This window comes from Blautia sp. AM47-4, from assembly GCF_003479865.1.
GTDB lineage: Bacteria > Bacillota > Clostridia > Lachnospirales > Lachnospiraceae > Fusicatenibacter > Fusicatenibacter saccharivorans.
Map to the genome: position 1 here is coordinate 25391 of NZ_QUHY01000010.1, position 14435 is coordinate 39825.

Annotated in this window: 10 protein-coding genes and 1 pseudogene; 3 read left to right on the forward strand and 8 right to left on the reverse strand. The window is 49.2% G+C overall.

Translation table 11 applies throughout. The features are described from left to right. Positions 1-3 precede the first annotated feature (3 nt). From DW965_RS08550 to DW965_RS08575, 6 genes and pseudogenes are all read right to left on the reverse strand, one after another. Entirely contained in the window at positions 4-921 is a 918-nt protein-coding gene (locus DW965_RS08550; RefSeq protein ID WP_022462668.1) for an ABC transporter permease, read from the reverse strand. A 10-nt stretch (positions 922-931) separates the two neighbouring features. Continuing rightward, positions 932-1888, reverse strand: coding sequence for an ABC transporter permease (locus tag DW965_RS08555; protein ID WP_022462669.1), 957 nt, complete (start codon positions 1886-1888; stop codon positions 932-934). Between the two features lie 115 nt (positions 1889-2003). After that, a complete protein-coding gene (locus DW965_RS08560; RefSeq protein WP_117761638.1) occupies positions 2004-3755 on the reverse strand; it encodes a peptide ABC transporter substrate-binding protein in 1752 nt (583 codons plus the stop codon). 378 nt (positions 3756-4133) lie between these two features. Continuing rightward, positions 4134-4925 (reverse strand): shikimate kinase, encoded by a 792-nt coding sequence (locus DW965_RS08565; RefSeq protein ID WP_117761637.1) that lies wholly within the window; start codon positions 4923-4925, stop codon positions 4134-4136. A gap of 268 nt (positions 4926-5193) precedes the next feature. After that, positions 5194-7257, reverse strand: a complete 2064-nt coding sequence (locus tag DW965_RS08570; protein WP_330421047.1) for a diguanylate cyclase — start codon at positions 7255-7257, stop codon at positions 5194-5196. Positions 7258-7448: 191 nt separating this feature from the next. Next, positions 7449-7685 (reverse strand): annotated as a pseudogene (locus DW965_RS08575) (TIM-barrel domain-containing protein); the annotation flags it as partial. A gap of 256 nt (positions 7686-7941) precedes the next feature. Here DW965_RS08575 and DW965_RS08580 point away from each other — a divergent pair. Then, entirely contained in the window at positions 7942-9156 is a 1215-nt protein-coding gene (locus DW965_RS08580; protein ID WP_022462381.1) for a GNAT family N-acetyltransferase, read from the forward strand. A gap of 67 nt (positions 9157-9223) precedes the next feature. Here DW965_RS08580 and DW965_RS08585 read toward each other — a convergent pair whose 3' ends face one another. Continuing rightward, positions 9224-10450: a dicarboxylate/amino acid:cation symporter gene (locus DW965_RS08585; protein ID WP_055219933.1), complete on the reverse strand. Its 1227-nt coding sequence runs from the start codon at positions 10448-10450 to the stop codon at positions 9224-9226. Between the two features lie 162 nt (positions 10451-10612). Then, on the reverse strand, positions 10613-11944 hold the full coding sequence (locus tag DW965_RS08590) for an MATE family efflux transporter (RefSeq protein ID WP_119198293.1): 1332 nt from the start codon (positions 11942-11944) through the stop codon (positions 10613-10615). A 212-nt stretch (positions 11945-12156) separates the two neighbouring features. Here DW965_RS08590 and rfbD point away from each other — a divergent pair, with 212 nt between their 5' ends. Further along, entirely contained in the window at positions 12157-13002 is an 846-nt protein-coding gene (rfbD, locus tag DW965_RS08595) for a dTDP-4-dehydrorhamnose reductase (RefSeq protein ID WP_118666555.1), read from the forward strand. Next, entirely contained in the window at positions 13002-14300 is a 1299-nt protein-coding gene (locus tag DW965_RS08600; RefSeq protein WP_118666554.1) for a dicarboxylate/amino acid:cation symporter, read from the forward strand. Before rfbD ends, DW965_RS08600 begins: the two co-directional genes overlap by 1 nt. Positions 14301-14435 lie beyond the last annotated feature (135 nt).

Sequence of the window (14435 nt, forward strand, 5' to 3'; positions counted from 1 at the left end):
TTATTACTGGCGAAGTCTCGGATCAAGGGCATCGCGAAGGCCGTCTCCCAGAAGGTTGAATGCCATAACGATGATACAGAGCACGAGACATGGGAACAGAAGCTGTGACGGATAGAAATCCATGTTCTGCTGTCCCATCGAAATCAGGACACCAAGGCTGATCGATGGTGCCTTGAGGCCGATGCCGAGGAAGCTAAGACCTGCCTCCGTAAAAATAAACATCGGGATTGCCGTCGCCGTATCCAGAATCAGGATACCCAGCATATTCGGTACATAGTGTTTTAAGATGATGCGGAGCGGTTTTGCACCGAGCACCTCCGCCGCGTAAACGTATTCCGTCTCACGGAGCTGTTTGATCATACCGCGCACCTGACGTGCCGTGTTACACCATGCGGTGACACTAAGCGCGACCAGAAGTGCAAACAGGTTATTTCCAAGAATCATCATGATCAGAATCGTAAGAAGCAGAGACGGAATCGAGTTGATAACCTCGATGATCCGCATCAGAACCTCATCGACCCAGCCGCCGAAATGTGCCATCAGCGCGCCATATACCGTTCCGATGATGAGTTTGATTGCCGTTGCAACGATCGCGATGATCAGTGATGCCCGCGCGCCGACCCAGACTCTTGAGAAGAGGTCACGTCCCAGGTTGTCGGTTCCAAACCAGTATTTTGACGATACGCCCTGGTTTTTCTCGGCGATATTCATGGATACATAATCATATCCTTTGATATGCGGTCCGATGATGACCATGACAAGCAGAATGCCGAGCACAACAAGAGATCCCATTGCGATCGGATTTTTGCGGAGCCGTCTCCAGGCGTCCTGCCAGTAGGAAATGGTCGGGCGGTCAATCCGGTTCGCATCTTCCTCGGTGTATCCTATTACTTTAAATTTTTCCGGTGTTAATGCTGCCATAATATCCTCCTTATCTGCTCTTTCCTGTCAGACTGATTCTCGGGTCAACGACCACGTACAGCAGGTCCGTGATAAAGAGAACACCGATGTAAAGTGCTGCGATAATAACCGTCTCTCCCATGATAATGGAAAGATCCTGGTTATTGACCGCCGTCACATAATACTGTCCGATTCCCGGGATGGAAAAGATGCTCTCGATGAAGAAGGAGCCTGTGATACACATGGCAACCGACATCGGAAGCTGTGTGATAACCGGGATAAACGAGTTCCGAAGGATATGGCGGCGGATAATCTGTCCGCGGCTTAAGCCCTTCGATTCAGCAGTCAGCACGTAATCCTGATTGATCACATCGAGCATCGAGGTTTTCAGCAGACGCGCATACGTTGCAATATAAGAAAAGCATCCTGTCAGGGTCGGAAGAATCGTGTATTCCCATCCTCCGAACCACAGATCCTTTCCCGCAGGCCAGCCGATCGTCGGCAGAACCTTCAGGTTACCTGCGAAAATTTTCTGAAGCATCAGACCAAAGATCAGGTTCGGAATGGAAATCAAGAGGACCGACAGGGCGATCACCATATAGTCCCAGAAGCTTCCCCTCCTCATTGCCGCAAGAATTCCAAGCAGCAGACCGATCGTGATACCGACCAGCACCTGCTGGATACCAAGGCGGGCGGATACCGGAAGACGGTCATGAATCAGCTTCTGTACCGTCTGTCCCGCATAGACAACAGATTCCCCGAACTCTCCCTTGCAGATTCCCTTCATTGTGATCACATAGCGCTCCATCATCGGCTTGTCGAGGCCGTAGCGCTTATAGAGGTTTTCCTTTACGGTCGGCGAGAGCTTGCTCGCACGCTCCGTCAGCGGATCTCCCGGAACCGCTTCCAGAAGGAAAAACGTGGCCGTTGCAATCAGAAACAGTGTGATCAGCATTTCTGCAAAACGGCGCAGTAAATATTTTGGCATAAAAATCCTCTCCCTGTCCGGTCTTTTCCGACCGGAATTTTTATTATGATAGCGAAAGAAGAGCCTATTGTTTCATAAGCCCTTCTTCCCTCATTTCTTCTGTTTTGCTGCTTTTTTATTTCTGTACAGATGCTCTGTAAAGCTCCTGGCTTGCGCCGAAGGAGGATGTGTAGAAATCTTTTACCCAGTTCTGATAATAGTAATGTTTATCAGAGTAGTACAGCGGTGCAACACCACAATCCTGTGCAACCAGCAGATCTTCCAGCTTCTGGTAAATCTCAAGGCGTTTTGCGTTGTCGTTCTCTCCGGTCAGAGAATCGATCAGGCTGTCGTACTCGCTGTTGCTATAGAGGCCGTAGGAATCATAAACGCCTGTCTTCATGACGTTCAGGAAATCCAGCGGATCGTTGTAATCGCTGAACCATCCGCCTACAAAGATATCGTAGTTCTTGTTATCGCGCTCGTTTGCAAACATCTGGTAATCGCCAACGGTGTTCAGCTCTACCTTTACGCCCAGATTCTGGGAAATGGACTGCTGCAGGTACTCTCTCTCGAGCTGATTCTCGGTAGCAGAACCCTGGGACAGCAGTGTAATGGTGATGTCTTCCGGTTTGTCGGTGATACCAAGCTCATCAAGGCCTTTCTGGAACAGTGCTTTTAACTTGTCTGCATCTCCTGCATACTGCTCATATTCCTCTTTCATGGTCTCCGACGCCTGCTTGCGGTAGGAAGTTCCGTCGAGCGTGATCGCCGGGGAAACGAAGCCGTAAGCTGCGGTGTATCTTCCGTAAACAGCTGATACCATCTCCTCACGGTTGATGGAGTAGGAAATTGCCTTGCGGATGTTTACGTTTTTCATCAGACCGGATTTTCCGCCCTCAGACTGCTCGTAGCACAGAACCATAGTTCCCGGGTACTCGGTGGTCATGGTCTGCATATTGCCTGCTTCTACTTCTTTGTCATATTTTGCAATGTAATCGCCTGCTGCATCGAAAACGTCCAGCTGTCCGTTATCGAACATGGTTGCTGCTGTTGCGTTCTCTGCTACACAGTACCAGTTTACCTGATTCAGTTTTACGTTGTCCTTATCCCAGTACTGGTCATTCTTCACCCATGTCATGGAGTTATTTTCTACCAGGTTTGTCATGGCAAACGGTCCGTTGTAGACACATTTTGTCCAGTCTTTTCCCCACTGGTCTCCGGCTGCCTCTGCGACATCCTGACGGGTCGGGTAAAGCGGAGTTGCTACCAGCTTGGACTGGAAGGTCGGATCCGCTACCTTTAAGGTAACCTCGAAGGTGTAATCGTCAACTGCTTTGATTCCGATCTCATCGGCAGAACCCTGTCCGTTATAATACTCCTCTGCTCCTACTACGTTGAACAGGAAGAAAGAATAGGAATATCCGTATTCCGGATTTAACAGACGTTTCCAGCCGTACTCATAATCTGCTGCGGTAACCGGCTGTCCGTCGGACCATTTTGCATCCTTTCTCAGATGGAAGGTATAAACCAGTCCGTCATCGGATACGTCCATGGATTCTGCACCGGCATACTCGAAACGGTCTCCGTTTTCATCTGCCACGTCACGCATCAGTCCTTCATAGCACTCCGCCATCATCCAGCGCCATCCCATATCCTGCACATCGAAATTGTTTCCAAAGGATACCGCGCGAAGATTGATCTGTCCGTCCACTTCACCTGCAGTCTCCGGTGCTGCTGAATCCGCTGCTCCAGTACTGGTTGATGCCGCTGTAGCATTGTCAGCAGTTGCTACCTGTGCCTCTCCGCTGCTTCCGCATCCGGCCAGAAGACCGGCTGCCATGCATCCTGCCAAAAGCAGAGAAACGACTTTGTTTCTTTTTCTCATTGGTGTTCCTCCTTTGTTTTCCGCAGACCCTCCCCGGCTGATCCGGCTATGTCTGCACACGGGCCATTGTTTTTCATATAATTATCCTGAATTTTTTCTCTTATTCGGACAATAGCACGAAATAATACCTTGTTTTTTCAATCTTTTCACGTGATTTTAGCCCAACTTTTATCAGAATATCGAAAAATATCTTTTTTGTCAATCTTTTTTCCTACACATTTTGTATTTTTTAAGTGCGCAACAATTCGGTATCAAAAGGAAAAGAAGGAGGCTGCCGTCGCACACAGCATTCTCCTTCTTCTTTTCCTTTCTTTTTCTTTCTTTTTCTTTCTTTTTCTTGCTTTTTCTTGCTTCTTCTTTTTCTTTGCTTTTTCTCTTTTATTCCGCTTTTGCATCCATCTGCCGCAGGCTGTGGATCAGCTCCTCACAGATCTCCAGCTCGCTCTTTCCGTCCGTCTCGATGATAATGTCGGCTGCGGCCTCATATTTCTCACGGCGCTTGCTCATCAGATCTGCGATAAACGGAACGGTTTTGTTGTTCTCGATCAGCGGTCTGTCGTGGCTGTCTTTGACACGGTCTAAAATCGTCTCCGGCTTTGCAGTCAGAAGAACAACGCGGCCGTTCTTTTTCATCTCCGCAACGTTGCACTCACGCATCGGAGTTCCGCCGCCGCACGAAATGACAACGTTTGTTCTCGACTGCATTTCAATCAGAAGATTCGTCTCGCAGTCACGGAAATACTGTTCGCCGTAAGTCTCAAAAATATCGGAGATGCTCATACCGGCACGCTCTGCGATGATCTGATCCATCTCGATGATATCCATGGCAAACACGGTTTTGAGATAATCGGAAATGGTGCTCTTTCCGGCTCCCATGAAGCCAATCAGTACAATATTATAATTGAACAGCTTTCTTGCCTGAATCTTTTTACTGTTTCTTGTGATGCTCTCGAAAACATCCGCCACTTCGTTTTTATGGCGTTTTTCCTGCATCCGGCGTTCCAGCCATTCCTTCTGTTTTGCTTCCTGCTCCGGCTGGAGAATCGGCACGTTATTTGCTTCTTTATATACCATAATGTCCTCGACAATACGGTTTCTCATCAGCAGCGCATCCAGAATAATCTCATCGCACTGTCCGAGGCTCTCTCGTAATACTTCCAACTGATTCATGTTTTTATCCTTTCCAGACTTGTGTGTACTTGTTCGCACAGCCCTCTTCCGGTATTTTTGTCGTATTTTTTGACATTTTCTGTTATTATAGCAGTTGTCCTCCGGAATCACAACAAAAATTTGCACAAAGGTGCGAAAAGCCCATGGAATCTTTTCAGAAATCCATGGGTTTTGGTATATTTTTATTTAAGATCGTCTTTCGAATCCGCATGATACCTGTTCTCCCAGGCATCTTCTGTGGATAACTTCTCATCAGAGTTCAGAAAACTCAGCTCTGCCCCCCCCCCGATTTCAGATTCTTTTTCAGCTTTTCAATCTGAATCGAAGTCTGTTTTTCTTCGGATATGTTGTTCAGCTCCTCGCAGATGGCATCTTTGATATCGAGCAGACACTCGAGCATCAGCGGGCTGAAGGTACCGCACTCGCCGTTCAGGATCATCTCGATGGCTTTCTCGTGCGTGTATGCCGATTTGTAGACACGCTCGCTTGTCAGCGCATCGTAAACATCGGCAATCGATACAACCTGGGCTGCAATCGGGATCTCCTCACCTTTTAAGCCGTCCGGGTAACCCTTTCCGTCGTACCGCTCATGATGCCAGCGACAGATCTGGTACGCAATCTGTACCAGCTTCTCGTCCTGATACAGTTCCAGGCTCTTCAGCATGGACGCTCCGATCAGGGTATGTTTCTTCATCTCCTCGAACTCTTCTTTCGTCAGCCTTCCCGGCTTATTTAAAATGTTCTCGTCAATGCCCATCTTTCCGATATCGTGCAGCGCGGATGCCGTTGTGATCATCAGCTGATCGGACCAGCTTAAGTGGTAGCGGTCTGTCTTCTGTACCAGACGCTCGAGGAGCATACTGGTCAGAACGTTGATGTGGTGGACATGAAGTCCGCTCTCGCCATTCCGGAATTCCATGATATGGCTCAGGATACTGATCATCATCTGATTGTTTTTCTCTTTTTCGTAAATCTGCTCGGTGACGAGCGTCACGAGACGGCGCTGTTTTGCATATAATTTGATCGTGTTGAAGACACGCTGGTAAACAACTTTTGCATCAAACGGACGACTGATATAATCGGATACGCCCTGCTCATACGCACGGCGCACAAATGCGGTGGAATCCTCGCTCGATATCATGATGACCGGAACCTCTTCGATCCAGTGGTTGCGGTTCATGTAGTCAAGCACTCCGAAACCGTCCATGCCCGGCATGACGATATCCAGAAGGATCAGCGCAAGGCCTGTTCCGTATTCTTCCAGCAGACGCAGGCACTCTTCGCCGGTGGAAGCCTCGATGATATCGTATTCATCCTGCAGAATCTCCGAGAGGATGATACGGTTCATCTCGGAATCATCCACGATCAGGATGCGCTGTTTTTCTCTGCGGTTTTCCTGACGGACAACATCGTCCTGACAACCCAGGATCTGGTCTTTCTCGGTGACAACCATGTTTTTCCGTTGTTTTGCAAGATACATCAGCTGGTCGGCACGCATCGCAGCTTCGCCGATCGTCTCATCTCTTGTCAGAACACCTCCTACGCTGACGGAAAGACGCATCTTCGAGTAGCCCGGCACCTGTGCCTCATGGATCTGTGACTGAATCTGTTTTAATTTCTGTACAAAGTTTTCCTCATCCATCTCCGGCAGAACCAGCAGAAATTCGTCCCCTCCTAAGCGGATCAGACGGTCGGTACGTCGGGTGCAGCGGTTGACGGTCTTTACAATGGTGTCAAGCGCCATATCTCCGGCATTGTGGCCGTATGTATCGTTGTATAATTTGAAATCATCGAGATCGATCATGGCTACGCCGCAGCAAAAGCTGGCGTCCCGGATCTGGTCTTCGAAGTAGCGGCGGTTGAATACTCCGGTCAGCGCGTCACGATACAGCTCTTCGCTGTAGCTGTTCAGCTTGCTTACCAGATTCTGGCGTCCTTCGGAGTCCATCAGTGTTTCATCGTCGAGACGGTTGATCATCTCGATCACGCATGGTTCTCCTTCGATCTCCACGTATCTTGCAATGACCTGATACACATTCGACGCAATGCATTCCAGTTTTGATTTCTGCGATTTCTCCCGCAGGGCTTTTTCGGAAATACAGTTAAGGCACGGCATCGCTTTGTTCCATACTGCGTAGCATTCACACAGCTTGCCATTCTCTTCATCGATAATAAAATCTCCGATCTCATCCGGACGGAGAACCCGCACATACATGAAAATATTCTTCAGATGTTCCACCAGACGTTCTGCCTGTTCCTGTGTCATCTGAACATCCTTAGAAGGCTCTTTCTTATTTATTTTTTCACATTCCGGCAATTCGGTCTGATTCATCTGTTTCCCTCTCTTCTCCCCGGTACACACAAAACTTCATTACCCCTTTGTGTGCTTCCGCGTTTTGCTACATTTTCCCATTCTAATTACAGTTATACATAATAGTGTAACGATTGTTTCCCGTTTCGTCAAGAAAAAAGTGTACAAAAACCGTCCTGTAATGGAAATTTATTCAAAAAAACCGACCGGTTTTACGCGGTCGGTTTTTTCTTCTTATCATGGAAGACACGGCTGTATAACTGCGGATAGATGTTGCTGCAGGAGAGCGCCGGTCCTTCAATATAGCGGTAATGATCGAAATCGTAAACACCGTAATCCGGCTCGGAGTTATCCAGCCAGAAAGCATTGATGCCGTAATCGTAGTAGTTCTTCTTGCATACGTCCCAGACATATTTTCTTGTCTCCGGATTGAACACGTCGATCTCAACGCAGTCACCCTGGAAATCGTATGTCTACTTTTTCGCGCAGACTATCCCTGTATGTTTTTCATTTTATTAGATTTTTTTGTCTGTTTCTTGAAGTTTTTATCCGATTTCTAACACTATTTTGATCTTTTTACCAAATTTGCGGAATGGGCTTTATTTTTAACTGCACAAATTCCATTTCTTATGATAGAATATTTACGAAAAAATAAAGTATCTGATTCACTATACTTTGATTCACAATAAAATGAGGGAGTAATCCATGATTCAAACGAAAGATTCGAACTTAACCTTCCGCCCGCTGACCATCGACGACGCAGAGCAGTACAATGCACTTCTGCGCTACGCCTTTCAGGTTACAGAGCAGGAGCTTTCCGAAAGCGGATGGAAAGACGATGAAATCAAGCAGTCCAAATTCCCGGTTCTCGTCCGTGCCGATGTGCTCGGCTGTTTCTGCGAGGAGGATCTGGTATCACAGTTCGCGGTTTATCCGCTGGACATGAATATCTACGGTGTCCGCTATCCCGTCGGTTTTGTCACCAGCGTCTGCACCTACCCGGAATACACCGGCCAGGGCATCATGAAAAAGCTGATGATCCGGAGTCTCACGCGCATGCGGGAAAACCACCGTTCCTTTGCGCTTCTCTATCCCTACTCTATTCCGCTCTACCGGAATCTCGGATGGGAAATCATTTCCAATAAGATGACGTACACCATCAAGGACACGCAGGTGCCGCGGAAACTCAAAGCCCCTGGCTATGTGCGCCGCGTGGCATGGGATGACAAGGATTTTAAGGAACTACATACCAAATTTGCTTCGAAGACGCACGGCTGCCTCTACCGCAACAATCTGGCGTGGGAAGAATATTTCCGCTGGGATGAGGATGATACCGTCGTTGCGATCTACTATTCCGCTGATGATGTGCCGTACGGCTACATGGTCTATCTGATCAGCTCCGATATCATGCATATCAAAGAGATGATCTATCTGAACCGTGAGGCGCAGCTGGGACTCTGGGAGTATATTCATGCGCACGATTCCATGATCGATGAGGTCAAAGGAAATAACTACTACAGTGAACCCATCGCGTTCGAGCTTGAGGACAGCGATATCAAAGAAACGATTCGCCCGTACTCGATGGGGCGTATCATCGATGTCGTGCAGTTTATGGAACATTACGCCTGCGACCCGGACGAGCCGGATGTGTGTATCCGTTTTGAGATCGAGGATGAGCTGCTTCCGTGGAACAATGACAGCTTCACATTCTTCTTTGAAAAAGGACACTGTGTGCCGACCGACCGCGAGCCGGACCATGTGATGAAAATGACGATCGCATCGCTCACGACACTGCTGCTCGGCTACAAGACGGCTTCCAAGCTGTATGAGATGGCGCGCATCGAAACAACGCCGCAGACTGTGGAATGCCTGGACGACCTGCTCTTCCACCATATTCCATATGTTTCGGACTATATTTAATTTATTTTACGCATTGCAAAAGAGGGACTCCCGTGAAAGGAATCCCTCTTTTTCTATGTAACATTTTTTAGTTTTCTTCCAGTTTGATTTTCTCCTGCAGCACAACGCAGCCTGCCATATCGCCGATGACGTTGACGCAGGTGGCACCCATGTCACACAGTGTGTTGATGCTGATGTAAACGCCCATGACGCCGGCCGGAAGACCTGCCATCGTGGCGAGTGCTGCGAATGATGCGATCGCGCCGCCCGGGATACCCGGTGTTCCGACAGAAAGCAGGACGTTGGCAAGCAGAATGATCACCATCATCGAAATGCTGACGTTGATGCCGCAGGCATTTGCGAAGAACATGATCATAAACGACATCAGGATCGATACCGCATCCATGTTGACAGTGGCACCGAGCGGGATTGCGATACTGCTGATCTGGTTCGAAACGCCGAGTTCTTTCTCGACACAGCGCTTGCTGATTGGGATCGTCGCGGAACTGGAACATGTTCCGAATGCATTCAGGGCTGCCGGCATGATCGCCTTAAAGAACTTGACCGGACTCGTCTTTCCGATGAGTTTTACAGCGCCGCCGTAGACGACGATCGCAAATCCATAGAATGCCACATACAGAATGATGAGCTGGGTTGCCAGGGAAACGATGGTTTTGGTTCCGTTTGCCTCGACAACCGGCACGATCGTACAGAAGACACCGATCGGGGTGAAGTACATAACGGTGCTGATGACTTTTAAGCAGACCTCATTCAGGGAGTCGATCACGTTTAAGAGCGGCTGTCCCTTCTCTCCGACCGCAATCAGCGTAAAGCCGACAACGACAGCGAACACGAGTACCTGGAGCATGTTGCCCTCCGCAAATGCTTTCACCGGGTTGGACGGGATCAGGTTTTTGATCGTGTCGAGGATGCTGGTCATCTCGGTCGCCTGGATATCGGAAGTTGCCATCTCAAAATGGACTCCCTTTCCGAGGCGGATCAGTCTTGGAATGATAATGCCGACTGCACTTGCAATCGCGGTGGTACACAGGAAGAAAATCATCGAGTAGCCGGTGATCTTACCTGTCGTTTTTGCATTTCCGATGCTGCAGATGCCCATGACAATTGAGCAGAATACCATCGGGAAAATCATCATATTCAAGGCGTTCATGTAGATGCCGCCGATGACGCCGGTTACGGTCAGAATCGGCGTAAAGCGGTCCGCCAGAAGAAGTCCGGTTAAGATACCGAGAATCAGTCCGGTAAAGATCGCACCTGTAATATGCTTCTGATACCATGCATAAAACTTTTTCATATGTTCTCTCTTCTCTCCTTTTTCACAGAGTAAGAGGCAGGTGTCCCTGTATCTTCTACCTGCCTCTTCGCATACGGCCATCTTATCACACAACCGCGGATAATTCCACCTAAAAATGGATTTATCCGCGGTTTTTCTGGCTTTTTGTCTTTTTTCTCTTTTTTATACGGCTGCTGCCCGGCTGTGGACTTTCTTCCGCACAATCAGATAGCAGATCACCTGCAGGATAATCGTGATGATCCACGATCCCGGATACGAAATGAACAGCACATACAGCGAGCGGTGCTGCGGGAAAATGCCGAAGATCCACACGATTCGCGTTCCGACCGTTCCGATGACGGACAGAATCATCGGCACCGCCGAGCATCCCATACCGCGCAGGGCTCCCGGGAAGAGGTCCATGATGCCGCAGAGGAAATACGGAACCGTCGTGATCGACAGAATTTCCATACCGCAGCGGATAACCTCCGGGGCCCCGGTGTAAATCTGCAGGATTTCCGTACCGAACAGATACGCGCCGCCACCCATCACCAGTGCGATGCCGCTGGAGAGAATCAGGCAGTCGATCAGCACCTTATCCATTCGTTTGTATTTTCCGACACCATAGTTCTGGCTTGTGAAGCTCATGCACGCCTGGGTGACGGAGTTGACTGAGGTGTATAAAAATCCCAGCACATTGTTGGCCGCCGTGTAGCCTGCCATTGCAATCGAACCGAAGGAATTGACGGATGACTGCAGCAGCACGTTCGAGAAGTTGATGACGGTACTCTGAATACCCGCCGGGATGCCGACCTGGAAAATCGGGATGATGTAATCCTTTTTCAGGCACAGCTTCGAGAACCGGAGCTGATAACTTCCCTCGCTCTTATAGAGGCACCGCAGAACCAGCACGCAGGAGATCGCCTGCGAAACCACCGTTGCAATCGCCACACCTGCCACGCCGAGACTGAACACGATCACGAGGAACATATTCAGACCAGCGTTGATCACACCCGATACAATCAGGAAATACAGCGGCCGCTTCGTGTCGCCGACGGCACGCAGAATCGCCGCACCGTAGTTGTACAGCATGAAAAACGGCATTCCCATAAAGTAAATTCTCATATACAATGCCGACTGATCAATGACATCCGCCGGTGTATCCATCAGCTCCAGCGCGCCTTTTGCAAAAAATACGCCCACAAACGCCATCACAACGCCGCTGATCAGCGCCAGCATGATCGATGTATGTACCGTTTCCGACATCTCCCGGTCGCGCCCCGCCGCATAATACCGCGCCGCCAGTACATTCGCACCGAGTGAAATTCCCATAAACAGGTTGATGAACACGTTGATGAGTGCCGTTGTCGATCCGACAGCCGCAAGCGCCTGGCTTCCGCTGAACCGTCCGACTACAATAATATCAACCGCATTGAACATGAGCTGTAAAATTCCCGACACCATCAGCGGCAGCGAAAAGGAAATCAGCTTATCCATAATCGTGCCGTTGCACATGTCGATTTCATATTTGTTCTTTTTCAAAAATACTCCTCCTTCTTTTGTAGCAGATATGCAGTCTTACACTGCAGACATATACAGAAATGATACCACTTTTTTCCGGTTCTGCACAGAGACTTTCCATAATTTATTGACTTCTGTAAAGTCCACAGGTAAAATAAATACAATTACAGTTTTTCTGTATATAAATCAAGGACAGGAGAGAACCTATGAAAAAAATATGGATTACAGGTGCCGAAGGCCACATCGGTACTGCCCTTCTGGAACTGCTGGAGGGTGTGGAATATCAGCTTCTTCCGACGGATATTCACGAGGTTGATATTACCAAAATCGATGAAGTCACACAGTTCGTTTATGTCAACCGTCCCGACGTTATCATCAACTGTGCCGGTATGACCGACGTTGCCGAGTGTGAAAAAAACATCGACGAAGCCTATCGTGTCAATGCCATCGGTGTGCGCAACGTAGCGCTTGCCGCCAATGATATCGACGCAAAGGTTATTCAGATCTCAACGGATGATGTTTTCGACAAGGAATCCCGCATCCCGTACAACGAGTTTGATACCGTGCATCCGCGTACGATCTACGGAAAATCAAAAGAGGCCGGAGAGAAAATCCTGACACAGCTTTTGAACCGCTTTGTCATCATCCGAAGCTCCTGGATTTACGGGATCGGCCGCGATTTTGTGGATGAAGTACTCCGCAATGCGGCAAAAGGCGGCACGATGGAGGTTCCAAACAACCAGTATGCGGCTCCGACCAGTGCTTTTGAGCTTGCGCGCGTGATCTGCCACTTTATCGACAGCGAGGAGTATGGTCTGTACCACGTTGTCTGCCCCGGAAGCTGCAGCCGCTATGAGTTTGCAAGAACCATCCTCGAGTATACCGGAAAAACCGGTGACCTTGATCTCTACCCGGTTGTCGCACGCAATGATGTCCGCCCGACCTATTCTGTTCTGGACAACATGATGCTCCGCCTGACCGGTATTCCTGAGCCGCTCGACTGGAAAACGGCACTGAAAGAATATCTCGAAGAAACCGGAGGAATCGAATAATGGTCCGAAACAGAAAAGAAACAACGGAAAAGTCAAAAAAGAAGCCCGGGCTTTCCACCCAGATTTTTATTGCCCTGCTGGCCGGTGCGCTGCTCGGCGTGGTGATTCACTATTGGATCCCGTCCAGCTATATCAAGGACACCGTCATCGTAGAAGGTGTGCTGTATGTCATCGGACAGGGCTTTATCCGCCTGATGCAGATGCTTGTCGTACCGCTTGTCTTCTGCTCCCTCGTCTGCGGAAGTATGTCCATCGGAGACAGCAAAACCCTCGGAAAGGTCGGCGTAAAAACGATCGGCTTTTACCTTGTTACCACAGCACTTGCCGTCTGCATCGCACTTGGAACCGCCCTGCTCATTCACCCGGGTCTCGGACTTAACATGAGTGCGGTTCAGAAAGCCAACCTGTCCTCGACAGCAGCAGATTCCAGCGTCAGCCTGGTGGATACACTGCTCAACATCATCCCGAAGAACCCGATTGGTTCCATGGCAAACGGCGATATGCTTCCCATCATCGTATTCGCCCTGTTTGTCGGCGTAATGCTGGCAAAGCTCGGAAACCGCGCTTCGGTCGTTTCCAACTTTATCAGCCAGTTTAACGATGTCATGATGGAAATGACCATGACGGTCATGAAGGTGGCCCCGGTCGGCGTTTTCTGTCTGATTGCACGTACCTTTGCAACGGTCGGCTTTTCTGCGTTCGCACCGATGCTGAAATACATGGGAAATGTAACACTGGCGCTGGCACTGCAGTGCTTCATCATTTATCAGGTTCTTCTGTTCGTATTCACACGGCTGAATCCGATTAAATTCGTGAAAAAATTCCTTCCGGTTATGGGATTTGCATTTTCCACCGCAACCTCCAACGCGACAATCCCGATGTCGATTGATACGCTGAACAAAAAGATGGGTGTCTCGAAACAGATCTCTTCATTCACCATTCCGCTCGGCGCAACCATCAACATGGATGGTACCTCCATTATGCAGGGTGTCGCTGTCATCTTCATCGCAGAGGCGTACGGTATTCATCTGACTCCGGCAAACCTCGCAACGGTTGTTGTTACCGCAACACTGGCTTCCATCGGTACCGCCGGTATCCCAAGCGTCGGACTTGTCACCCTGGCTATGGTACTGAATTCCGTCGGACTGCCAACGGAGGGTATCGCTCTTATCATGGGTATCGACCGTATTCTCGATATGCTGCGCACCGCAGTCAACATCACAGGCGATGCTGTCTGCACAACGATTGTCAGCCATCAGGAAAAGGCGCTCAACCGCGAAGTATTCAATCGCGATTAACCGCAAGGAACCGCTTGCGCGCTTACGGTCAAACGCTTACGAAAAGCCTTTTTCAGGCATGCCTACGGCAAGAAAGAATCCTGTAAATGATAAAAACGCGTTCCCGTTTTCGGAAACCTCTGTGGTTTCCGGCGG

Excerpts from the sequence above, each read along its gene's own strand:
- DW965_RS08560 (WP_117761638.1), bottom strand. The coding sequence starts at position 3,755 with ATGAGAAAAAGAAACAAAGTCGTTTCTCTGCTTTTGGCAGGATGCATG.
- DW965_RS08585 (WP_055219933.1), bottom strand. The coding sequence starts at position 10,450 with ATGAAAAAGTTTTATGCATGGTATCAGAAGCATATTACAGGTGCGATC.
- DW965_RS08565 (WP_117761637.1), bottom strand. The coding sequence starts at position 4,925 with ATGAATCAGTTGGAAGTATTACGAGAGAGCCTCGGACAGTGCGATGAG.
- DW965_RS08580 (WP_022462381.1), top strand. The coding sequence starts at position 7,942 with ATGATTCAAACGAAAGATTCGAACTTAACCTTCCGCCCGCTGACCATC.
- DW965_RS08550 (WP_022462668.1), bottom strand. The coding sequence starts at position 921 with ATGGCAGCATTAACACCGGAAAAATTTAAAGTAATAGGATACACCGAG.
- DW965_RS08555 (WP_022462669.1), bottom strand. The coding sequence starts at position 1,888 with ATGCCAAAATATTTACTGCGCCGTTTTGCAGAAATGCTGATCACACTG.
- DW965_RS08600 (WP_118666554.1), top strand. The coding sequence starts at position 13,002 with ATGGTCCGAAACAGAAAAGAAACAACGGAAAAGTCAAAAAAGAAGCCC.
- DW965_RS08570 (WP_330421047.1), bottom strand. The coding sequence starts at position 7,257 with ATGAATCAGACCGAATTGCCGGAATGTGAAAAAATAAATAAGAAAGAG.
- rfbD (WP_118666555.1), top strand. The coding sequence starts at position 12,157 with ATGAAAAAAATATGGATTACAGGTGCCGAAGGCCACATCGGTACTGCC.
- DW965_RS08590 (WP_119198293.1), bottom strand. The coding sequence starts at position 11,944 with ATGTGCAACGGCACGATTATGGATAAGCTGATTTCCTTTTCGCTGCCG.